Origin of the sequence: Arcanobacterium sp. S3PF19 (assembly GCF_000758825.1) — a bacterium.
Lineage (GTDB): Bacteria > Actinomycetota > Actinomycetes > Actinomycetales > Actinomycetaceae > Arcanobacterium_A.
Genome location: NZ_JRMX01000014.1, coordinates 307,734 through 331,068, shown reverse-complemented (window position 1 = coordinate 331,068; position 23,335 = coordinate 307,734). Strand labels below are relative to the sequence as shown.

Here is a 23,335-nt window from a genome sequence, read left to right as displayed (position 1 = left end):
CCCCCCCCCGCACTTTCATCGGTAGTAAAAGCCAACGACCGCCACCGGGCGGCGGTCACAAGTAATGTTTACCTAAATTTCTACCGCATTAAAAACCTCTTTTCAACTTTTATCCGGAACACACCTATTTAATACATCTCACACAAAAGGGGAAAGAAATTCCCAAATGCGCGGATATCGGCACCGGAATGCGAAAAACCGGAACGCACCGCTGCGCGCATTTGGGAACCGCGCAGATTTAGAAATGCCACCTGCGCTGCGGCTCGTCCGCCTCGTATATGCACCTGCCGCCGCGGTAGGAGGCAAGCACGGGCGCATGGAACGCAAGCGCTTCGCGCCAGGAGGAAGCGCCCAGCACCACGAAATTCGCCGGATTGCCCGGCACCAAACCGTAATTTTGCAGATTCAAAGTCCGCGCGCCGTTATAGGTGATAAAACGGTATGAGCTGTCGATCTGTTCCGCCGCCATCATCTGCGTCACATACAGCCCCAGAAGAGTGACGTCACGCAGCGAACCCGTGCCCAGCGGATTCCACGGATCAACGATATCGTCCTGCCCGAAAGAAACATTGATTCCCGCTTCCGTGAGTTCTTTCACGCGCGTCACCCCGCGGCGTTTCGGATACGTGTCCAGGCGTCCCTGAAGATGCGTATTCACCATCGGATTGGACACAAAATTTATTCCGCTCATCCGCAGCAGACGCAGCAGCCGGGTGAAATACGCATTATTGTACGAATGCATCGCGGTTGTGTGGGACGCCGTCACCTTTTCCCCGACTCCCGCCTCATAGGCACGCGTTGCCAGGGTCTCCAGCCCCCTGGAAGCGCCGTCGTCGATTTCGTCGCAGTGTACGTCCATCAGCAGACCGTAATCCTGCGCCAGCGAAAACGCATAGTTAAGCGAACTGACCGCATATTCACGGGTAAATTCATAATGCGGAATCGCACCGATCACATCCGCGCCGCTGCCCGCCGCCTTTTTGAGCAGTTCGCGCCCGTCGGGGAAAGATTCGATTCCCTCCTGCGGAAACGCCACCAGCTGCAAAGTGACGGTATCTTTCAGTTCCTCGCGCAGCTCCGCCAGTGCGCGCAGCGCGGTAAGCTGCGGATCGGTAATATCCACATGCGAGCGGATATACTGCACCCCGAAACGTACCTGCTGTCGGATTGCCCGCATGGCACGCTCTTTCACATCCCCGGCAGTCAGGCGTTCTTTACGCTTTGACCAGATTTCGATCCCCTCAAAAAGCGTTCCGGAGCGGTTCGGGTGCGGATCGCCTTCCGTCATCGCGGTATCCAGGTGCACGTGTGATTCCACAATCCCCGGGAGAACCACCCGCCCGCCGCAGTCATATACCTGCACCGCGGAAGAATCCCCGTGCGCTGCTTCGTTTTCCGCCCCGGGGGCGAAAGACGGGCGGTTTTCGCCTTCCGCCGGCTTCAGGGAGGTAATCACCCCGTCGGTGACCGTCATTTCACAAAGACGCTCACCGTCAATCAGCATATTTTTAAAAATCTGTTTTTTCATTCCTCTGCCTCACTTTTCCGCTTCACGCTGTGCCCGGGCGGTTCTCCGGCCGTCTTGCGCATTCTGCCCGAAACCGGCATCCCCAAATTCGGGCACATCGGGAGAGGACTGCGGCACGCAGCACGTCACCACCGCGCGCCGGCCGCTGCCTGCCGCGCCGCGCGTGAAAACGGTCCACACCGCGTATCCCGCCAACGTGGCCGCCACCGCGTTCAGAGAGGCAATCCCGAGCGGAACCATCCATCCCGCAGCTGTGCCGCAGACAACGGCGAATATCGATCTTCCGACTACCGCTGTGTTTTCCCGCAGCGCATACGTGCGGCGGCAGACGAAATAATCTGCCGCGAGCACTGTGCCGATCGGCGGAAGCGTGGCATTGAGAAAGCTCAGCCAGCCCACAAAGTTGCGGTAAAGCCACAGCGAGCAGAGCGTTCCCACAACACCTGCCACAATCACCAGCGGTTTCTTCGGATACTTTGTGATATTTGCAAACCCCAGACCGGTTGTATAGAGCGCGTTGTTGTTTGTTGTCCAGATATTGGTTCCCAGCACGATCAGAGCCGGCAGAGCCAGGCCCTGGGCAATCATCACATAGAAAATATCGTCTTTCCCGGTGAACGCCCCGCCCACCGCGCCGAAAGAAAACATCAGCGTATTGCCCACAAGGAAGGCAATCACCGTGGTAATTACCGCGGATTTCGGCGTCTTGGCGAAGCGCGTGAAATTCGGCGTGGCAGAGCCTCCCGAGATAAAGGATCCAACCACCAGGCCCACTCCGGTAAGTACCGACATATCCGAGCCGGAGGCGAAAACATGCGACAGCCCGCCGCCGGCTGCGGCCGCCGTTACCATCGAATAGGTTCCCAGCACGGAAATCAGCGGCACGGAGACGAAAGACACGATTTCAATGGCCCTGATTCCGTAATACGCCGAAGCGGTCATCAGTCCGCCTGCCACCAGCACAATCGGAATCGGGCTGATTCCCAGCACATCCGCCGTGGGCAGCGCGAACATCGCCACGCCGACACCGAACCAGCCCATCTGCGTGAAAGCGATCAGAAACGAGGGAAGAAAAGAACCGTAGGTGCCAAATGAGTGACGCGCAAGTTCGTCCACCCCCATGCCGGTTGCCGCACCCACGTATGCCAGTACGCCCGTGAAGCAGGCAAGAATCAGCCCGCCGACCGTGACCGCCGCCGCGAAACCGCCCGCATCCAGACCGATGCCCAGTTTTGCCCCCACCGACATGGACGCGGAAAAGAACGTAAAGCCGAGCATAACAAAACCGACGCCCCAAAAGGAACGTCGGTCTGAAACGGGAACAACTCCAAAAGAGAAATCGTTGTCCGGTTTTTTACGGACAGTTTGCAGGTCTGTGCCACCCATGAATACTCCTATCTGCGTTTTTAACCCAAATTGTCATAAGTGTAGCACAAATTCCGCGAAATAAAAATTCCCCAAAATACGGCGGTTCGGTCCGCCCGAAAGGCGGACCGAACCGGACAGCAGGCGGCGAAGCACCGTTTACCGGAAAACCGCGGCCGGGCCGCGGCCCAAGACCGGCAAAGTGCGCCGCCCACCGCGAAGACTACTCCTCCTCCTTCTTCCGCCGCCGGCCGGCAAGGCCCAGCGCGGTGAGAGCCGCCGCCCAGAATCCCAAATCCGCGTGGCCGCCCGTACGCGGCAGACGTTCGGGCACCGCCGGATTGACTGCCGGCGTGGTATAGGCTGCCGCAGGGGAAGCAGGCGGATTATGCGGCCGGACAGCAGGCGGGCTATAGGGCGAAGGCACGTACGGCGAAGCCGCGTCGCGCCGGCGCAGAATCTCCACATCCACCCGGAGTTCCGTTTCCCTGCCGTATTCATCGACAGTCATAAACATCATCGGCACTATCCGCGACCGCTCGCCGCTTGCCCAATCGGTAATGCGCGGCACGCCGGCTATCGCACACTTCCCGGTTTCGCAGGAAGTACGCAAACCAAACACGGAAGCGGGCCCGCCCGGGGCAAACACGGCTTTGCCGTAGCCGTCCGCCAGAGTGAAGTAGGCATTCGCTCCCTCACAGGCAGTGGCGGAGAAAACAAACCTGGCCGGTTTCATCTTCTCAAAGTTCGCCGTGATTACCGTCTCATACTGCGTTTCCTGATGAACACCCGCGTTTTCGAGCAGAGCGCGCAGGGCAGAAAGCGTGGATTGCTTCGAAGAACGGATCAGTTTCGCCACAAACGGCTTCCCCGCAATCTCCGCCCGGTGTGCCAGAGCCTCGCGCTGCTCGGCAGAGGCCACACCCCGGAGACCCGGATCCTGCGGCACGGGATTCGTGCGGGACGTCCAGTCCTTAAACAGATAGCCTTTGTCGGCGGCTATCTGCGGCAACGCCAGCTGTACCTGCGTATTCTTCCGCACCCAATAGGTGAATACCGGTGAAAGCATCCTTCCGTGCTCCCCTGCCACGTACGTCACCTTTGTATAGTTTTGGGCAACAAAGTCCGCTTCGGGCGTGCCGGCGGCCGGCAGATCCTGCCCGGCAATCACATTCGGCAGTACGCGCACGCGCACGGGCACGCGCACCCGGATCCGCTCGAAGTTCGGAGTGTCGGACAAATCGGCGTGCGCCCCGGCAGGTTTCCCGGCGCGGTCTCCCTGATAGGAAAGGGTGAGCGTAACAATGGTGACTCCGGGACGTGCGGAAGACCCGTTCACGGGAACGCCGTCTTCCGTTTCCGCCTTTTCCACGGTTACGGTCGGATTGTTTGCCAGCTCGGGCAGATTTGCCACCAAGTCCTGCAGATCAGGCATTTCGTCGCCGACACCGATCACCACTTCCCGCATTTTGAGCTGCGGCAGCGGAGTCTGACGCGCCACCAGAATCCGGGGCTTGTCCCAATCCCAGGACTTGCTGTCTGCCAGATCAAACTCTTTGTCTTTCGGATCGTACATCTTCCAGCCGGTGAAACCGGAAAGCGTGCGCCCAAGCCGCTCCGCCGTCAGCTTCGCAAACGCCACGTTGTCGGCGGGATTTGCCCCGTGGCGGATATAGCGCAGTTTCGGCTTGTCCGTTCCGTCTGCCCACAGACGCCCGGAAGCAGGAGTGAAGATCACTGCCGTATAGCCGGCCGGAATCTCGTCCACCTTACTCGGGTCGATGATGTTCTCCATACGCGTATAAACTGCTTCATACACGGTATCCTGCGGATACGTCTTCCTGTACACATCTGCGTCGCTGAGTATCTCCGAATCGGGCGATCCTACGATGTGCCAGCCCTTAAATGTGTAGTGGTAGCCAAGCGCGTCGTAATCCCTGCCCGTTGCCTTGGGTGCTTTCACTCCCGAGGCCTTGCTCCTGTAGGCATAGAATTCTTTGCGCCCGTCAATTTTGCCTTTGCCCTGCGGCGAATCGGCATCCGGGGCGGCATCGGCAAAGGTCACCCGGGCATACAAATCGTGAATCTTCTTCATTTCGGGGTTGTTCAGATTCAGTTCGCCGGTATGCGGATCTTTCTCCGTCTTCTCCCCGTAAAGCAGGTCGTAGAGCACTTTCAGCACGCCGATAGATTCGTATTCGACCGGTTTCTTCACGTCTTTATATTTGACGGTGACCTTCAGCGGCACGGAATACGTGCCCTCTTTCTCCGTCTTGAGACTGCCTACATACTCTACCCGCACACTGTCCACGTTCGGATCGGTGCGCAGAAGATCATAGTTTTCGATGAATTTCTCCGGGGCGGGCAGCGTGGAATCGTCTTTGCGAATCGCAAACTCCATACTGCTCTTCGTGATCGGAACGGCATTCTTGGTCTGGATCGCCACAAATTCCTGGAACGGTTCCTTTACCACCCACGAGGCGGAAGACATATCATCAATCGGATCCACCTTCATGCCGTCGTTCAGCATACTGCTTCGCGACCAGCCGGTTGCGCCCGTCAGCGATGCCGCCAGTTTATCCAGCACAGACCTGCCATCGGCGTCTTTAATGTCGCGGATGTTCGTTCCCTTTCGCACATAGTACACCTTCGGGCCCGTGGTTCCGTCATCCCACTGCCGTCCGGGCGCGGGCTTAAACACCGCAACCACGGCGTCCTTGGGAATATCGCCGCTGTCGGAATGGCCGGACACATAGTCAATCTTCCTGTAGACCGCCTGATATGTCAGACCCGCCTGCGGGTTCTTCAGATCGTAATACCCGGCTTCGGGGCTGATATCCGGGGCAGAATCTCCCTGCCCGCCCGGAACCTGTCCGTCCGGGGAAACAAGCTTCCAGCCTTTAAACACATAGTTGTAGTTTTTGTCGCTGTGGTCTTTGCCGAACGCAAGCGGCACACGAATCCGCTGATCCGCGCCCTTATACACCCAGGCGGTAATCGCATCGCTCGCCCCGTTCTTATAGGGCCTGTCGCCGCCGACAATCGTGCCCTCATCCGTTTTGGAAGTGAAGGTCAGGGGCACATATTCGCTGCCGTACTTATCCTTGTATGCATCCCAGTAGGTATTGAATACCATCTGCGGAAGAACGGTGTATTCCACCTGCGTCTGCGTTACTTCTCCGCCCAGGGTGACCTGCACCGTAATTTTATGCAGACCGGGGCGCGGATCGAATTCTTCTCCCGGCGCATAGGAGAAATGCGCCCCGGCGGGATACTCCGCGAAATTCTGTATCAGTGCCTTCGCACCCTCTTCGCCCGCGCCGAGCTTCTGCCCGGGACGGAACACCGTAGCGGACACGGGAAGAGGCGTCTTCAGGTTGAAATGGGCGGTATACACAACTTCCGCAACCGACTGCGACTCGGAAAGAACGGGAAGACGGTCCGGGCCGTCGACGTGATGCATTCCCCCTCTGCCGTCGGAAACGCTGAGCGCCGACTTCCACTTGTAAAACACAAATCCGGGTTTCGCCTGCGGCTTCTTCGGCAGCGGCAGCTCATATGCTTTCGTGCCGTGAATGACGTCGTAAACCAATTCTCCGCCGTCCGGCACAGCATGATTCTGCCAGTCGGAAATGAAACCGGAATCGGCATTCCCGTCCGCGACCCTGAATATATACCGGGTGTATCCGTCGGGCGTCTTCTGGGTGCGGTCCGCGCGCCTGAGCACACGCACGTCGTCATACATAAACTTTATAACAACGTCGGCGGTCTGCTTCCCCTCCGAATCCGTGGAATAAATAATCGTCTGCTGCAGGGAACGAGGCTTGTAGCCGTCTATCTGCGCATAGGACGCAACGTCGTATTTGCGGTTCACAGACTGCACTGTTTTATCCGCAAGCAGCCGGTGCGAAGGATTTGCCGCATCCAGATACTGCACGGTATACGAGCGCGTGTTGTACGTCTGATAAACGAATGTGGCAGTATTCTTCGACGGGTTCGAAGAAACCTCAAAACTCTGATAGTTGACGTCCGGGAAATGGCGCGAATCGCGGTACGAGGCTTCGGCCGCATACGTCAGATGCTCGCGCAGACCGGAAAGAGACTGGTCGCGGACGATTTCCACCAGCTTACTGCGTGCTGCGTCATCCGGCGCACTCTCATAGTCTTTAATGGTGACACCGGGCTTCAGGAAGACGTGCCGCACGGTTCCCGTGTAGCGCGTGTCTTTAATCCAGACCGCCTTCAGCGTAATATCCTCCACAACGCCGTTGCCGAAAGCGTAAGGCAGAGACTTCACAACAGTGCTGCCGTCCGGCTCGGTAAGGGTGCGCGTGATCTCCCAACCGTAGAAATCGTAACCCGGGCGGGTGGGCACGGTCAGCTTTGTTTTATCCAGCTTCGTACGATGCTCCACAACCTGCTTTTTCGTTACACTCGTACCGGGTATTTCTTTCCCGTGGGCATCGGTCTGCGGCATATTGTAATCAAAAGTGACGGTGTGTTTCGCTTTTGCCCGGGCCCATGCCGCATAGAGTTTGATTCCGTTCAGCGGCAGCGTGACTCCGGGGCCGTCCCCGCCCTCAATAAGCTGCGTTCCGGCGCGGTCACGCGCCCAGCCGACAAACACATAGTCTTTCGGCAGGTATGCCGGACGGGTAAAGGTTTTGCCCATAAAGGTGTAAGTATCGGGGAACTGCCCGCTGCCCGGTACCGGCTTTACCTTTCCGGTGTAGCCTTCCGCGCTCAGATTGGTTTCATAAGGCAGTTCTTCGGAGATCATGGACTGTGTGCCGTCCTTCTCCCAGAACTCGACTTTATATTTCAGCCGCTTATAATCGAACTCCAGCCAACCGATTTTCTCGGTATTATCATCATCGTCGGCTTCCTCACTATCCGGATTGAATCTGCTGCCGAACTTCAGATTAAATTTCTTCGGAAAATCTTCCCTGCTTACGGGATATTCCCTATGATGTTCCTTTTCGTAGGCTTCTTTGTATTCCTCGTACAGATCGTCTACCTTTTCGGAAAAATCGCCGTCGTCGACGCTGTCCTGGCGGGCGGTTTTTTGTGCCGGTTCAAAGCCCGCAATAGGCGGAGCGGTAAAATCGTATTCGGCGTTATCGGTATCATCTTTGACGTTGGAGTCTTCGGATACCACATATTCGGCATCGGCGCCCGGATTCCGTGCGGAAGACAGCGTCTGCTTCTTGATCAGCGTCTGTATGTGACGCACGCCCGGGCCCATATCCGCATACATCACGATCTGGTCGGGACCGGGGGCATGCCCCTGCCCCTCCGGAGTGTCTTTAATCTTCCAGGCCGGATTCGCAAAACCAAGACCGACAAAGCCGACACTGCCGTTTCCCAGCAGCCTGTAGGGAGGCGTGTCGCGGTAGCTGAAATGGTAACTCTTGTTGTTCTTATCCCATATTCTCCAGCCCAAAAAGCCCTTTCCATCCGGGATTCCTCCCAGAAAAGATGTGGAAGGCCAGCGGGAGAGAATCTGCCCGTAGCGGGCCTTGAAACGGTATCCGTTACGGTTCAGGGGAATGGTCTTTCCTTTCCATTCCAGCGTATCCTGCCCATCCTCCAGCGATTCGGCGCAGCCGGTTCCCGCCGCCGCGTAGCAGTATGCCGTAAGCGTACCGTTCTCGTCTTTCGTATATATAAACGGGTTGTAGTCAACCTCCGTCGAGGCTTTGTCGGCAAAGAAAATCAGTTCATACGTTTTCCGGTCGTATACCAGATCCAGCCGGTTATTCAGATCGTTGGGATCCAGCCGGTTTTTCTTTTCCGCGGCGCCGGCGCGCAGTTCGCTGTTCAGTTTCTTCGTCAGCTTTTTATTGATCAGGAAATAGCGCGTAAAGGAATCCGCGCCTGCCTGCGGATGAAGCTCCGAAACAGGATCGTCGCCCAGCCAGTTGAAATTCTTAATCAGCCCGCCGGAGCCGGTCAGTTCATCTTCCGTCAGACCAAGCAGGGGATTTTCCGTGACGTGCTGCCCGTCCTGCGCGCCGGGCACGGATACGCCCGCATCCGACATCGAATCGAGCTGCACATCGCTGCCCGTTTTGACGTTTTCACGCTTCACCATTCCCACAAAATCATAATTAATCAGGGAATCGGGGTGCGCCGGATCAACCAGATCGGGCTTCTGCACCCATACGTTCACCGTATAGGAGGTAGTCTTGTTCGCTTCCCATACCGCACGGAAATGCACATCCTCATCCGGCATTTTGAAAGTCGACTGGCTTTCGTACGAGCCGGGCTGCGCCGGAGCGGGAAGATCCTTTATCTTCCTCCCCGCGGAATCCACCAGCTCCCAGCCCTTGAACACGTAGCCGCGCCGCTGCGGGTCTTTCACCGGCGGAATTACGGTGTCGTAATACACCCGCTGCGCCGTAATGTCCGTACCGCCCGCGGTGTCGTAGGTTACGTCATGCGACTTGCGGTAATAGCGCATATTCAGCACCAGTTTGTGGTCGCCGTCGTCGGCTTTGTCGGAAAGCGGGGAACCCACATTGTTCTTTTCCGGCTCGTAACCCGGGATTTCCACCGACTGCGCATAAATAAACGACCCCACCGTGCCCAGATGCTCGGTGACGTGAATCTTCTTTTTCACCGGATGCCCGGAAGCGTCCGTGTCGGTGATTTCGATGATCTTCGTTCCCCGGCCCGAATCGTGGAAACCGTTGCGGTTGTCTTCGTCCTGGAGAAGGTGGCGCACGTAGTACTTCGTCACCCGGGGAGCATAATTAATGTTCAGTTCGCCGTAATGAACACCCGTTTTTTCGTCTTTGCCGATACAGTATTCTTCGATCAGCTGCCGGTCGAGACGCAGATAGCGGACGGCATCTCCGTTTGTGCCGTTGTCGGGCACAAATTCGCCCTGTTCGTTGCGCACGAAATAGGTATAGTTCCCCGTATGCGTGACTGCGGGGTGGAAGCCGGCAGGTTTGGGCAGCTCAATATATTCGCTCTGATTTGCCAGCGATTCCAGTTTCTGCCGGTCAATAGTCAGCTCATAAGGCTGAACCAACTGCTTGTTCGGCTCGCCGCTGATCGTATACAGAATCTTCAGATTGTAGGTGTCTTCCGGCTTTTTGTCCGTCTGCACCTGCTCATTTGCCTCTTCCTTGGTCTGTGCCGTCTGATTTTCCGTGTTCGGCACAATCACCTGGCTGTTTTTGCCGGAATCGGGCAGAGAGGGAAGTGTAGGCGCAGTGGGAGCAGTAGGAGCAGCAGGCGGCGCAGACTCGGCCGGCGTCTGCGATCCCGGTGCGGGCTGCGGCCGGGTACCGGCGTTGGGCGCGGGCGCTGCGCCGGGCGAAGTATGCTGCGCCGGTGCAGGTTGGGCAGCGGATGTGCCGGAAGCCGCAGACGGCTGCGCCGGTGCGGTATTCGGTTTTTGGCCGCCGGGATTGGAAGACTGCGAATCGGGCGCGGCAGGAGCATTAGAAGCGGCAGGAGTATTCGAAGCAGTGGGAGCAGCAGGCGCCGCGGAAGTGCCCTGCACCCCGGTAACGGCCGGGCTCGGCTGCGTACCCGCGCCGGGCGCGGGCGCGGCACCGGCAGGATTATTCTGCTGCGGCGAAGGCGTTTCCGCCCCGGAGGAAAGCGGACGTACCAAGGCATGGCGGCGCGTCCTTCGCGGAGCGGGCGGAAGCGGCGCAGGAGCGGAAGTGCGCTGAGCCGGCTGCTGTTTTACAGCATCGGTGTCCGGGTGCGCGGCCGGTGCGCCCGGCTTTCCCGCGCCGGCTTTCTCCATATATTTGCGCACTTCACGCACGATACGTTCGGTATTGGCACTTTGCAGCGGAGTACGGGGCGAATGCGCCGGCGCGGCGGAAGACTTATTTTCCGTTTTTACAACACGTGTCTGCTCCAAATGGCGCGTGCCGGGTGCCGGGTCTCCCATGGGAGCCGCAGAAGCAGGCAGAACGAGGGCAAGAGTGGACGTAAGAGCCACACTCGCCGCACCGATCTGAGTGCAGTGCGCGGCGGCGGAATGTTTTGCATTTCGCCCGGAATCTTTTCCGTGTCCATTATTTTTCCGGCTTGCCATATTTCTCCCTAAAACGTCTACATATAATCAATATGCGGATAAGCATATGAAAATACCACTGTACAATACAGTACCCCCCCCTGCGCGTATATGCACGCACAGAAAATTATAAGGAATAAAATCACATATATTTATGTGCGCCGCCTGTCTGTGCGGAGACAAAATAAGGACGAAACGGGCGGCGGCACCGATTTGCAGCCGAGAAACAGGCAGGCATACCGCGCGGCTGAAAAGCGGAAACAGCAGCAGACGAAACTCAGAAATCCGATGTGCAGCCGGGCAGAGAATTCATTGCTTTGCGGAAATCGGCTTTCGCGGGCAGTTCATACATCTCTTTCCACTGCTTCCCGATCACGACATCCACAATTCCCGTATTCGCTCCCTTTTCAAACACAACCCGCGACTTGGGAAAAAACGCACGCAGGGTATATGCCTGGGAAACGGTTTTCCGTCCCGTGATAATCAAAGCCGAATCCGTTACCCGCTCTTTGGAATCCCAGTTTGCGGTGGCGGAAACATTCACTCCCCGCTCTTTCAGAACGTCGCTCACCTGCTGGGCAATACCCGTACGCGCAGTTGCGTTGTACACGCGGACGTTGATTTCGCCGAGCGGAACGGGACGGGCCTTTTTTGCCGCGCACGGCACCGTATACTGCACCGGCTTCGCCGAAGAAAAACCGCGGTAAAAAGGGAAAGGAAGAATCCCGGTGAAAAACAGCATATTCAGTGCCAGCAAAATAGCCATCACGGCACCGATCGAACCGAATATCACGGTCTGGCGCTGCTTCAGACGGGCTTTATACTCCGCGCGGGTTTCGGTAATTTTATCCACACGTTTAATGTATCGCAGGTTGGCGGCAACCGGTAGTGCGCGGAAAAATCATTGCCGTTTCTCCCGGGAATGGGCGGTGAAAATAAGCCGTGCGCCGTACATACGCCCGTTACCCATAATCGCCTTTTTCCCTGCGGGCATCAGCGAAGAAGTAAAGCCCAGAACCGTATCCACGCCGTATTCGGCAAGGAAGGGCGCACACGCGGCGGACGGACCGACCACAACCGTGTGCGCGCGGCGGGAAAGACTAAGCAGACGCGGAATGGTTTTATTCACAAAAGCCGAGCCCGTGATAAAAACATAGTCACATTCCGGGAGCAGATATTCGCAGGCAGAATCGGGATAATCACCGGGGCGCACAGCGCGTTCCAGCACATAAATCTGCCCTGCCTGCGGCAAAGCATCAAACACAAAGGGGAAATGCCCGATGACCCCCACCGTTTTTCCGGCTGTTTCCTGTGCGTAAGGATCGAAAAGTTCACGGAACATCAGCGATTTCATTTTGACAAAACCGTTTCCCAGGGCGCGCTCTTCCTGCCCCCACCACGCATTAACGGCAGCCATGCCGAAAGACGCCTCGTCAAAATTCCACGATTTGACCAAAGCGGCAATATCTTTCAGGCTCCTGCCCTCCATGCTTCCGCCGGCAAATATGCGGGGACGGGAGTCGGAGGGCATTATCAGGGCGCGGCCGATACTGTTTTCCGAAGACGTAACTTCGGAACAGGGTCCCACATTTTCCGCCCGCGTCACTTTCACGTTCGGATCTATCGCCTCTATCAGCCGGTCATAAATTTCCCATGCCGAATTCATTATTCCTCCCAAAGGCGGTTCGCCCGATGTTTCGGACGAACCGCCGGAAATTTATCGCCTTGTATGCACCGATTGGCGTCTGCGCGCAAATACGCCCGCCGCACAGAGCAGAAGAGCCGCGAGCGCACCCGAGACCGCACATACCCCCGCACCCGTATGGGAAAGACGGCGGGTTTTGTGCGCCGTGCCCAAAGTGTTTTTCACCAACGTCGCTCCGGACAGGAGGGAAGACGGGCTTTCTCCGGCCGCAGGCCCCGAATGTTCTGCGCCGGCAGAGGGCAGACCCACACCGGGAAGACTGCCGGTGCCCGGCGTATCGGGCAGAACGCCCGCAGAGGAACCGCCGGGCCGGTCCGGATTCTCACCCGCACCGGAGCCGCCGGGTGTTTCTTCCTGCCGGTCCTTTTGGTACTTCAGCTCAACCACTGTTCCGTGCGCTTTCTTCGCCGTAAAAGTTACCTGCGCGCGCAGCGCATGATAACCGCCGATTTCGGGAGCCGACACGGCCGCCTGCTTCCCGATACGGTAGAAAGCAGACAGATCGCTGCCCGTACGCGCCGTCAGATTCTGCCCGACCCAGACGGAATCCGGATGGATCTGCTTTCCGTCGGTATCCGTGAAGCGGACCGTAATATCCGCACCGTTTACGATATGCCCGGAAGACTCCCCGAGAATCGAATCCTTTATTCCCTCGTTGTCCGAAAGCAGATTCACAAACCGGCCGTTGGCGGCAAACGCATCCGCAGCCACGGACGCGAACCGCACGGGCAGCGTCACCTCCGTGAGATCATTGTGCGCAAAGGTTTCTTCCGCGATCCGCGTCAGGCCCTGATGCGCCGCGGCACGCAGAGCGCCGCCTTGGGGAGTAATTCCGCTTCCCGTATCGGAGTCGAAGTCGACAGACGTAAGCCTGTTGTTTGCAAATGCTCCTCTGCCCAAATCCTCAATCCGCGAGCCGAAACGGATGCTGCGGAGCATATTCTGGGCAAAAGCATAATTGCCGTAGTGGGCGGTATATTTTCCGGGAGTGAAATTGGCGATGCGGTTGCCCGCAAACGCACCGTCGCCGATCTTGTGCATCAGATTCGGCAACGTGAGAGACTCCAGCACGTTGCCCGCAAAAGCGGCGGGGCCTATTTCGCGCAGGTTCACCGGCAGAGCGACGGTCTTCAGCGCGTTGCCCGCAAAAGCGCCCGCTTTGATTTCCGTCAGCGTTCCGACCCGGCCCAAATTGGCGGCCTGCGTCAGATTTCTGTTTGCCAGCGCATAGCTGCCCACGATATTCACCGGACGTACGGTACCGTTTTTGTCCGGTGCCGAAGCGGGAAAATCAACCGCTCCGCCCGCGCCGAGATAACGCAGCAGAATTCCCCTGCTGTTGGACTCCATCAGGAAGTCGCTCCCGGGCCTATCCCCGGCTTTCATCGGGGAATACGCATAGGATTTCCCGTGTTTGTCGGTAATCTTCAGCTTAATCTTCTGTCCGAGTGCCAGCGGCCGGGGCAGCTTCACCGAAAAACTTCCGTCCCGCCCGGTTTTGACCGAAGGCAGCTTGGTGCAGGAAGCGTCGGTTACGCCGTCGCCGCAGACTTCGACGTCCGCCGTCGCCTCCGCAAGTGCCAGACCGAGGATATCCGTATCTCCGGCAAACAGCGGTTCGCGGATTTCGCCCTTCAGATTCAAAGCAAAGAACGTCACCTTTGTGAAAGGCTTGGACAGCGTAACTTTCTTCGTGTTTTCGAGATAAGACACCAGCATATTGCGCGGGGCATCCACGTCCGTGCTCTGCCCAACCCGATAGAATTCGTTCGCTTTCTTCGACGTCGGATACGTATTGCCGGAATTTCCCGGGCCGATATACGTAACCGTCTGATCCGTCTTTTCCGTGCCCACGATTTCCACATTTACTTCCAGCTGTGCGGGATTCACCAGATACTGCCCGTCCACGGAGGTCAGACCCGCGGGATTGCCCTCGGCTGTAATCACCTTATTGTATTCGGCATTGTAAACCTCGCGTGTGGAGCGGAAAGCATTCGGGTCAACCGAAACCGCATTCGGCAGTTCCACGGTTGCGCCGTGCGTATCTTTAAAAGCGTCTGCCGGCACTTTGGAAATACCCGCCAGACCCGTGATTTTCGCCCCGGTCATCTGGGAAAACACATTCGGCTTCAGCTCTTTGACCGTCGATGGAATATGCAAAACACCGTCTTTCTTCACCGCGAACGTAAAGGCACCCGGTTCGAGATCCGTAATTCCTTCGGGCAGTGTGATCGATTCGCGGTACTTCCAGGCGAAAGCGTTCGCCGCCACACCCGTCACCGGCAGCTTTGCCCCGGTTGCGGGATTAACCCACACGGCAGGCACATTCACTTTCTTCGCCTGACCCGTGTACTTCTTCAGCACCACATGATCGCCGTGCACATCCCACTGAAAATCATCCTGCGGATTCTTCGGCACTTCGGGCACGGACGGCTCGCCCGGGCGCGGTTCGGCAGGGGCCGCAAGAGCATCGGGGCCGTAATGCAGCTGCGCACGCAGCATCGCCGCCCCCACTACGCCGGCTTCTGCGGCAGGCACGAAATCACCGTTATACAGATACGTACGCCCGGCAGCCGCCGAGTTCGTTCCCTGCGTGTCCACCGCAACGCCCAAAGCGTCCGGGCCGGGATATTTCTGCACCACGGCAACATAGAACGTGCCGCCGATTTTCACGGAGTAGCCGGCAAGATCCACGTAATTCCATCCCGTCTTCAGCGTCACGGAATCCAGTTCCGCCAAAGTCTGCATTCTCTGATCGGCATCCTCGGCAAGCACAAGGAGCTTCACATCTTTCTTCTCCGCCTTGTCCGCGTCTGCCACATACAGCTTCACGCCCGTGAGGGAAGCGGGCACCTTTCCGGGATAGAAACGCACCGCCACCCCGCGGCCGGCTTTCGTATGCACCACGTTTGTGCGCACTTTGCCGTTGTCGTAAATCAGCTCCCCGTCGCCGCCGGTCAGTTTCGCCAGTCGGAAGTTGTGCCCCGTATTTCCTTCTCCCGGGGCAACGCTGACATCCGCGGACGCATATCCCGCAGCAAATGCGCGCAGCGTAACCGGCTGATGACGGTAAACTGCCGGGAGCGTGTAGTTTCCGGCGGCGTCGGTTTTCACCGGCTCGATATTTGCGTCGCTGACCACACGCACATAGGCATTCTTCACGGCTTTTCCCTCAGCGTCCGTAACGGTTCCGCCCAATGCCGACTGCGGAGCTTTCTCCAGCACGAATTCAAGATCGGTGTTCGACGACACCTGTTTCTGCTGCGGAATAAATCCGTATGCCTGCGCGGTGACCGTCCACGTGCCGGAGGAAACATTCAGCGAGAAACTGCCGTCTTTCGCATTGACCGGCACATTGCGCCCCAATTCGGCAATCTCCACTTTCGCCTCCGGCAGCGGAATCGTTTTTTGCGCGTGCGCGGCCGGCAAAGCGGATCCGCTCAGAGACGCCAAAGACAGCCTCTGCCGGGCGGTTACGATTTCACCCACCGAGGTATTTTCCGCTTTTATCTCCCGGGCGGGATCGCCCACGCGGATATTGTCCAGATACCAGCCCAGCTCGTAGGCATTAATCACGTTTTTGCCGGTCTTTTGCACAAAACGCAGCGCGATCTCTTTTCCTGCATATTTATTCAGGGAGTGCCCGATCCAGCGGAAAACAAACTTTTCCCGGTTGTTCATAATTTCGTCCGCGCCGATCAGCGTGGTTGCCGTGCCGTCCTTCGCCACAACCTGCACCGTAGAGAGATTGTCCTGATATTCGCCGAGATACTGCTGCGCATTGTAGCTTTCAAATTCCAGCACGGAATTTTTTCCGGGCGTGAAGAACGGCGTCTGCACATAAGAATGCTGCTGCCCGGAAACACGCGCGTCAAACAGATCGCTGCCGCTTATCGGGCGTCCGAGATTTGTGCCCCACACGGAATCGCCGGCGGAAATTTTCTCCCGCAGGCCAAGCTGCGCTTCACGCAGTGAGAGCACCGAGGAAGAATTCCCCACTTTGCGCGGCACGCCGGCTTCCCAGTCGTTCACGCTGCCTTCGACTGTGCCCTTGGTGAAATTATCGCCGGGCACACCCGTGTAATTTACGATATTGTGCAGATCTGCTGCGGAAACGGAAAGTTTTTGCACAATCTTCGATTCGTTTCCGAAGCTGTCTGCGGCACGCACGGCGTACACCGCTTTCCCGCTGCGCAAACCGGTGTCCAGATAGCTCAGCTTCGCCGCATCCGCGGGCACGGTGGCGATTTTCCGCATTGAATCCTGATCGGTTCCGCGGTATACGGCATAACCGGTGACATCGTTTGCCGATGAGGCATTCCACAGAATTTCGACGCCCGGTCCGCGCACGGTACCGCGCAGATTTGAAACCGCATCGGGAGCCAGCTTATCCGAGGGGTCGAGCCGGATATTGTCGATATACCAGCCGGGTCCGCTGCCGTGGTCGGGATAGTGGAAGAAGAAACGCACGAAGACCGGTTTCGCGCTGCCCGCCCACTTTTCCAGACTGTAGTAAACGCGCTTCCAGGCAGGAACGGTCCCCGGGGGGATCAGCTTTTGGTCGAGGTCTTCCCACTTGCCGTTTTCGCCTTCGGCAACCTGGATTTTTGCCGTGGAAACACCGTTAAAGCCAAGATACTCGTCGAAAGAGAGAGCGGGTTTCTTCCCTTTCGCCGCCGACAGGTCCAAAGGCGGCATCGTCGCGTAGGAATCTATCTGCCGTGTCGGACTGTACTGCCCGACTTTCGTTCCCAGCAGCTTTTTGCCAAAGGCGCCGGGTTCGTCTTTCTGCATGGGCGAACCCCAGCTCCAATCGCCGGTCACGGAACCGGCAGAGGAAGAACCGGAGAATTTCCACCCGTCGATATTGTCTTCAAAATCGTTGGAGTATTCGCCCGGACGCACGCCCGCACGCACCGCAATCGTGTGCACGTCGGTCGCGCCCACTTCATTTCCCGCATAATCAACGGCAATGATTCTCACCTGGACGGTGTTTCCCGTCACCGCGGAAGCCGGAATCCTGCCCGTGTACGTGCCCGAGCGTGCATCTCCGGCTGTCTGTTTCAGCTCCACATCCGTAAAGTCTCCTGCGCTGCCGTTGCGATACTGTGCTTTAACGGCGGTGACGGCCACGTCGTCGCTCACTTTCGCCTTCAGTTCAACTGACTGCCCCGCGAAAGCCTGTTTCTGCCACAGCGGCTCCACCACGGGAGCGGCCGCATCCTCACCCTTTTGCAGCACATGGCCTTTTACGGTGATGTCTGCCGCCGAAGCGGTGCCGTCTTTGAGCTGCTTTGCTTTGCGCACGGCGTCATAGGCATTCAGATTGCCGTATCCGTATCCCATATTCGGGGACTTGGGATAGCGCAGATCCGTGGCGGGAATGGCCGTGGATTTCAGAATCTGTTCGATCTGCTCTACGGTAAGTTTTGGATTTGCCTGCAGCATCAGCGCAACCGTGCCCGTAACGTGCGGAGCCGCCATGGACGTACCCGACCACGCGGCATATCCGCCGGTGGCCAGAGCCGAGCGGACATTCACTCCGGGCGCGCAGATATCGGGCTTGATTTTGTCTTTGCCGAAAGGCGAAGGGCCGACGCGCGAGAAATCGGCAAGTTTTCCGTTCCTGTCGCACGCGGCAACGGAGAACACGCCGGGCAGATTGCCGGGATTCGACAGCGAGCCGTCCGCCGGATAGCCGTTTGTATTGCCCGCGGCAAAGACGGGGAAGATTCCCGCGGCACGCCAACGTTCGACAATCGAGGTAAACCAGTCGTTTTTGTCGCTGTCTCCGCCCCAGGAATTATTGACCACACGCGGGGCGTTCTCCGCACGCCCGCCGGGTTTCATGATCCACTCCGCGGCACGCAGCATACTGCTTTCGTCCCCCGAACGTGCGCCGATCGCCCGGGCAGCCACGTATTTTGCACCGGGGGCAACGCCGATCTGATTATTTTCGCCCGCTTTTCCGACTATCGTGCCCGTCACGTGCGTTCCGTGATTGTAAGCAGGATCGTTCAGGGAAGTATTTCCGTCGGAAACAAAATCCCGGTAGCTTTTGTCTGTTCCGATCAGCCCGTAGTCTTTGTCGTAAGCCTTAAATTGGGAAGCGATTGCCGGGTGCGTGTAATTCACGCCCGAATCGATGATTCCCACAGTCACGCCGCTGCCATCCAAATGCAGCTCGTCGCGGACACGCCGGGCACCGATACTCTTTACTCCCCATTCCACACCGGAAGCGGCAGCGCCGCGCGGGGTTTGGCGCACGGGCGGATCGGAACGGAGAGAACGGTCCAGACGCACCGATTTCACGTCCGCGCGCCGTGAGATCTCCTTAATTGCACTGCCGTCCAAATCGGCAGCCACCGCATTCAGAATATAGAAACTCTCCACATTCTTTGCCCGGCCCTGCTTTTTATACGTCTCAAGCGTTTCAAGCAGCGGCGCCTGCGATTTTACCGCCGTTTCTTTCAGCGCGCCGATCACGGCTTTTCTCTGCTGCGCAGGATCGGCTGAGGCTTTGCGTTTTGCCAGCTCCACATTGGTATCGGCGGCAAGCTCAATAATAACGGACTGTTTGGCCCCGTTTCCGTCGACGATAAGCCGTTTTTTCAGCGGAGCTGTGATCCCCGGCGATGTTTCTTCGGCGGGGGAATCGGCGTTGGCAAAAACCGTGCCCGCGCAAAAACTTAAACTGACGAACGCCGCGAGTGCAATTTTGGCGGATTTCAATTTAGGCTCTCCTAATTTATTTTGAGAATAACACGTGGATAATATCATAAAAATGCAGCGCTTCCACTGAGTTTTTTAGCATAAAAGGGTGTCCCCTTCCCGCTGCCGGGCGGCGGCAGACTCCAAAGTTGGTTCGCCCGGCATAATCCGCTATCATTTGTACTTGTACGGAGACGTGGCTGAGTGGTCGAAAGCGCTCCCCTGCTAAGGGAGTAGTCGTGAATTAAGCGGCTCGAGGGTTCAAATCCCTCCGTCTCCGCGACTGCCCGCGCCCAGCGCGGGCTTTCCTTTATTTTAAGCCGTTTTACCTGCTGTTTTGCGGGTTTCGCCCGGGAATTTTATCCGTTCGCCTGCGGTTTTGCCCGTGCCCTTATCCGTTTCTCCGCCGGCGCCCCGACACACCGATATGCCGCAGATACACCCAAACATGCCCGTTTACGCTCCCCTGAGGTGTGGTTTTAGGGATACTTTGCTTTCCGCCCGCCCATGCGCAGTATTTTATTTTGTGTGCAGTGCCACGGAATACGGTTGGTATTCGCGCGGTATAAGGCTGTAGAATGGACGATGTTCCAAAAGAACAGATATCCTGCGCCAGTAGCTCAATGGATAGAGCACTTGACTACGGATCAAGAGGTTGGGGGTTCGAGTCCCTTCTGGCGCGCGTTATCGGCTCGATGGTTGACTTCCACGCCCTGTCGAGCCGATTCTTATTTTTATGCGCCTATTCGGTGCTTTTTCTCCGTTTTCTCTGTTTTTCTCCGTTTCTTCTGCCGGCAGGGGCGGTCCGTCTGCGTTTTCTTTTTTTCGCATCCGCGTCCGCCACCCCCGATTTGGGTTACATATTCCCTTTCTACCTGCGAATATGTGAATATTCCACTATTGCCCCCGGCAGTTATTATTAGGTAAGGTTACACTTACCCAACAATAAATTACCGAAAGGATTTTTATGCAATATCCGCAAATGTTTGCGCGCAAAACGCAAACGGCAAAGCAGGCAGCCGCGCCCGGATCCGTGCTGAAACGGGCAGCCGCATTTTTTGCGGCATTAAGCGTAGTGCTTTTCACCCATGCCCCCGCCATCGCCGAGGAAAGCACACCCGGCTTCGAAACCGTGAAAGCAAATTCGACTCCGCAGACGTTCAGCCTCGACTCCGGCGGAACGCTCACCGTCTGGGCCGCCACGCTGGAAGTGGATTCACTCAGCAAATCAAAGAAAGTAATGATATACGCCAAACTGGGAATGCCCTACAGCGCCCAGGACGTGGGCGTGGAGAAATTTGATTCCAAATTTATCCTGCCCGATTCCGACAACTGGCTGAAATACAACGACTACGCCAGAGACAGCCTGGAATGGGCACCGGAAGACACCGCCTCGCAATACGACAAAACCATTTTCAGAATCGGCAACCCGATTCCGGTACGCGGAGATTCGGTGCAACTGCAGCTGAAAGTAGGCGGCCCGTTCACCGTAAAAATTTCCGGTCTGCCGAAAAAATTAGACACCCACGAGCTGGAAGAAGCCATATCCGAGCATGAGCGGGATTACGGCAGTGCAGTCAGCCGCGGGCTGAAGCTGGAAGAAAAATCCGACAAAGCCTACAAAGAACAGCTGCAAAAAGCCAAAGACCTGCTGGAAAAGGCAAAGTCCGACCCCTCGGGAATCACGCAGGACGACCTGGCGCAAATGCGCACCGCGCTGAACGAAAAGTTCTCCGCAATCACCCCGCTTCCCTTTGACCGCAGCGCGCTGAATACGCTGCTCGAAAAAACGGATAAGCTGCTTGCCGAAAACGGGAAAAACGGAAAACGTTTCACCAAAGCAGGCTATGAGGCACTGACGCAGGCAGCGGCCCAGGCGGCCAATCTGGTGGCAAAGAAAGATCTGACGGGGATTCTGGTTCCCCATGAGGGCAGCGAAATCACCACACACGGGGATTTCACGGCCGCCGAAACACAGCTGAAAACGGCAATCGACGCACTGCAGACGGAGAATTACACCGCCCCCAATACGGATGCTTTGAAGAAGGCTTTCGACGCGGCCGTTGTCAAAACACCGGCGAAAGGCAAAACATGGACGGACGCCACCCGTAAAGCCTTCATTGCCGCCGTGCACAAAGCGCAAAACAAAATCCCGCAGGGATTTGCCTACGACACACAGCAGGACGTGGACGCGCTGACGGCCGAAATCACGGGAGCGCAGGCCGCTTTGCAGGAAACGGCATTGGATCCGGCAAAGAAAGTTACTGTGAAATTCACCTACGTCCACCCCACCGAAAACGGTCCGACCGAACTGATCACCGAACCGTTTAAGGCCGAAAACGGGCAGCCTGTGGAACAGACGCGCGAATTTGCCCAAGACGAAGAAGTGCGGATTCCTTTCACGGACGAACTGATAAAGAAGTTCCCCGGCTACCGTCCGGAAGTCTTTTCCCTGAATTCCGAAGACGGATCACAGCCTCTGGCACAGGTACTGCGTGACCGCGAGGGACGTCATACGCTGGCATTTAAGGCATCTGCCGCCGGCGCGCAGAAAGTTGTTTCCCTTCAGATTAAGTATGTGAAGGGAACCGCGCAGGCCGAGCCGGGCCCCAAGCCTCCGACTCCTCCCACACCTCCGACACCTCCCACACCTCCGACACCTCCCACACCTCCGGCACCTCCCACACCTCCGGCACCGCACGCAGGCAACGCGCTGCTGACGGTTGCGGACACCGAGGCAGTGCCCGGCGGACGCCTGGCTTTCACGCTCACGGGTCTTGAGCCGAATGAAAAAGTAACGGCCGCGATATACTCAAAGATCGTTACGCTCCCCGAGATGAAAGCGGATGCGACGGGAAAGCTGTCTGCCACGTGGAACGTCCCTGCGGATTTTGCCCCGGGAACGCACACACTCAAAGTAACTGCGGAAAAATCGGGAACGTTTACGAAGACGTTCACGGTTAAGGAAGCGCAGCAGCCGGGATCCGGCAGCGCCGCACACGCAGATTCGGCCCCAACTGCCCGGATCACTGCCGCCGGTTTGGAAAAAACGGGTGCGTGCGCGGCTCTTTTGCCGATTCTCGCTCTCTTTTCCCTCGGTACGGGAATGATTTTTGCCCGCCGCAGGGAAAATAGCTAAACAGCCGGAAAATAACCGAAAACGGATATTCGCCGGCCGAAACGAAACCCGGGCGGGACACAGTCCCGCCCGGGTTTCGTTTCGGCCCTATTTTTCTCCGCTTTTCTCTGTCTGCCTTTCGATCCCCTTCCAAAAAAGAAGACCGGTAAATCCGAGCAGAATTATTGCCACCATGCTCTGGGCAACGTCGGCGGATTCCTGCCCCCGCACGACCACATACCCCAGTCCCTGCCGCGCGCCGATCATCTCACCGATCACGGCGGCCGTTACGGCAGACAAAACTCCGAGTTTCAGCCCCACGAAAATATTTTCCCGGATCCCCGGCAGCTCAATTTCGCGCAGCCGACGCCAGGCGCCAAGCTCCAAAATTTTACTCAGCTCAAACATCTGCGGATCGATGGAACGCAGTCCCGCCAGAGAATTAACCAGCACCGGGAAAAACGTCACCAGCGCAACCAGCCACACTTTGGAGAACAAACCGATCCCAAACCACAGCACAAACAGCGGCGCAAGGGCAATTTTCGGCGTAATTTGCACAATCAGAATCAGCGGAAACGACAGCCGCTCCACCCTGCGCGCCCGGAAAAAGACGAATGCCGTGAAAAGGCCGGCAAACGTGCCCACAGCCACGCCGATCACGATTTCCGAGACGGTGACGGCCACGTCGTAGCCCAGTCCCGCCGAGGAAAACAGTTCCCGGGCGCGCACAAGCAGCGCAAGGGGGGAAGGAAGCGCACCGTGGCCCCCGGCAGGCGGCGAGAAAATCTGCCACAGCACCAAAAACAGCGCTACCGAGCAGAATCCGCCCCAACGGCGCCGAAAATTATTCTTCCCAAACATGGC

The 23,335-nt window shown here is 57.4% G+C and carries 8 protein-coding genes and 2 tRNA genes; 3 read left to right on the top strand and 7 right to left on the bottom strand.

The genetic code is table 11. From position 1 onward, the window contains the following. Positions 1–238: 238 nt before the first annotated feature. The 6 genes from codA to HMPREF1631_RS05725 form a co-directional block, all read right to left on the bottom strand. Positions 239–1,528 (bottom strand): cytosine deaminase, encoded by a 1,290-nt coding sequence (codA, locus tag HMPREF1631_RS05750; protein WP_034233258.1) that lies wholly within the window; start codon positions 1,526–1,528, stop codon positions 239–241. Between the two features lie 9 nt (positions 1,529–1,537). Continuing rightward, positions 1,538–2,914: a cytosine permease gene (gene codB / locus HMPREF1631_RS05745; protein ID WP_084707510.1), complete on the bottom strand. Its 1,377-nt coding sequence runs from the start codon at positions 2,912–2,914 to the stop codon at positions 1,538–1,540. A gap of 202 nt (positions 2,915–3,116) precedes the next feature. Further along, positions 3,117–10,958 (bottom strand): InlB B-repeat-containing protein, encoded by a 7,842-nt coding sequence (locus tag HMPREF1631_RS05740; protein ID WP_052047164.1) that lies wholly within the window; start codon positions 10,956–10,958, stop codon positions 3,117–3,119. A gap of 256 nt (positions 10,959–11,214) precedes the next feature. Beyond that, positions 11,215–11,790: a LytR C-terminal domain-containing protein gene (locus tag HMPREF1631_RS06865; RefSeq protein WP_052047163.1), complete on the bottom strand. Its 576-nt coding sequence runs from the start codon at positions 11,788–11,790 to the stop codon at positions 11,215–11,217. 48 nt (positions 11,791–11,838) lie between these two features. Then, on the bottom strand, positions 11,839–12,603 hold the full coding sequence (locus HMPREF1631_RS05730) for a Rossmann-like domain-containing protein (protein ID WP_034233256.1): 765 nt from the start codon (positions 12,601–12,603) through the stop codon (positions 11,839–11,841). Between the two features lie 51 nt (positions 12,604–12,654). Continuing rightward, positions 12,655–19,374: a S8 family serine peptidase gene (locus tag HMPREF1631_RS05725; protein WP_034233254.1), complete on the bottom strand. Its 6,720-nt coding sequence runs from the start codon at positions 19,372–19,374 to the stop codon at positions 12,655–12,657. 169 nt (positions 19,375–19,543) lie between these two features. Here HMPREF1631_RS05725 and HMPREF1631_RS05720 point away from each other — a divergent pair. The 3 genes from HMPREF1631_RS05720 to HMPREF1631_RS05710 all read left to right on the top strand — a co-directional run bounded on the left by HMPREF1631_RS05720 (position 19,544) and on the right by HMPREF1631_RS05710 (position 22,492). After that, a tRNA-Ser gene (locus tag HMPREF1631_RS05720) sits at positions 19,544–19,633 on the top strand. 329 nt (positions 19,634–19,962) lie between these two features. Next, positions 19,963–20,035, top strand: a tRNA-Arg gene (locus HMPREF1631_RS05715). A 285-nt stretch (positions 20,036–20,320) separates the two neighbouring features. Further along, positions 20,321–22,492 carry a hypothetical protein gene (locus tag HMPREF1631_RS05710; protein ID WP_156956242.1) on the top strand — a complete coding sequence of 724 codons (2,172 nt, stop codon included), beginning with the start codon at positions 20,321–20,323 and terminating at the stop codon, positions 22,490–22,492. A gap of 87 nt (positions 22,493–22,579) precedes the next feature. Here HMPREF1631_RS05710 and HMPREF1631_RS05705 read toward each other — a convergent pair whose 3' ends face one another. Further along, entirely contained in the window at positions 22,580–23,332 is a 753-nt protein-coding gene (locus HMPREF1631_RS05705) for an ABC transporter permease (RefSeq protein ID WP_052047162.1), read from the bottom strand. Positions 23,333–23,335: the final 3 nt, after the last annotated feature.

What these genes read in the sequence shown, in the direction of transcription:
- codA (WP_034233258.1), bottom strand. Translation starts at nt 1,528, where the DNA reads ATGAAAAAACAGATTTTTAAAAATATGCTGATTGACGGTGAGCGTCTT.
- codB (WP_084707510.1), bottom strand. Translation starts at nt 2,914, where the DNA reads ATGGGTGGCACAGACCTGCAAACTGTCCGTAAAAAACCGGACAACGAT.
- HMPREF1631_RS05730 (WP_034233256.1), bottom strand. Translation starts at nt 12,603, where the DNA reads ATGAATTCGGCATGGGAAATTTATGACCGGCTGATAGAGGCGATAGAT.
- HMPREF1631_RS05740 (WP_052047164.1), bottom strand. Translation starts at nt 10,958, where the DNA reads ATGGCAAGCCGGAAAAATAATGGACACGGAAAAGATTCCGGGCGAAAT.
- HMPREF1631_RS05710 (WP_156956242.1), top strand. Translation starts at nt 20,321, where the DNA reads ATGCAATATCCGCAAATGTTTGCGCGCAAAACGCAAACGGCAAAGCAG.
- HMPREF1631_RS05705 (WP_052047162.1), bottom strand. Translation starts at nt 23,332, where the DNA reads ATGTTTGGGAAGAATAATTTTCGGCGCCGTTGGGGCGGATTCTGCTCG.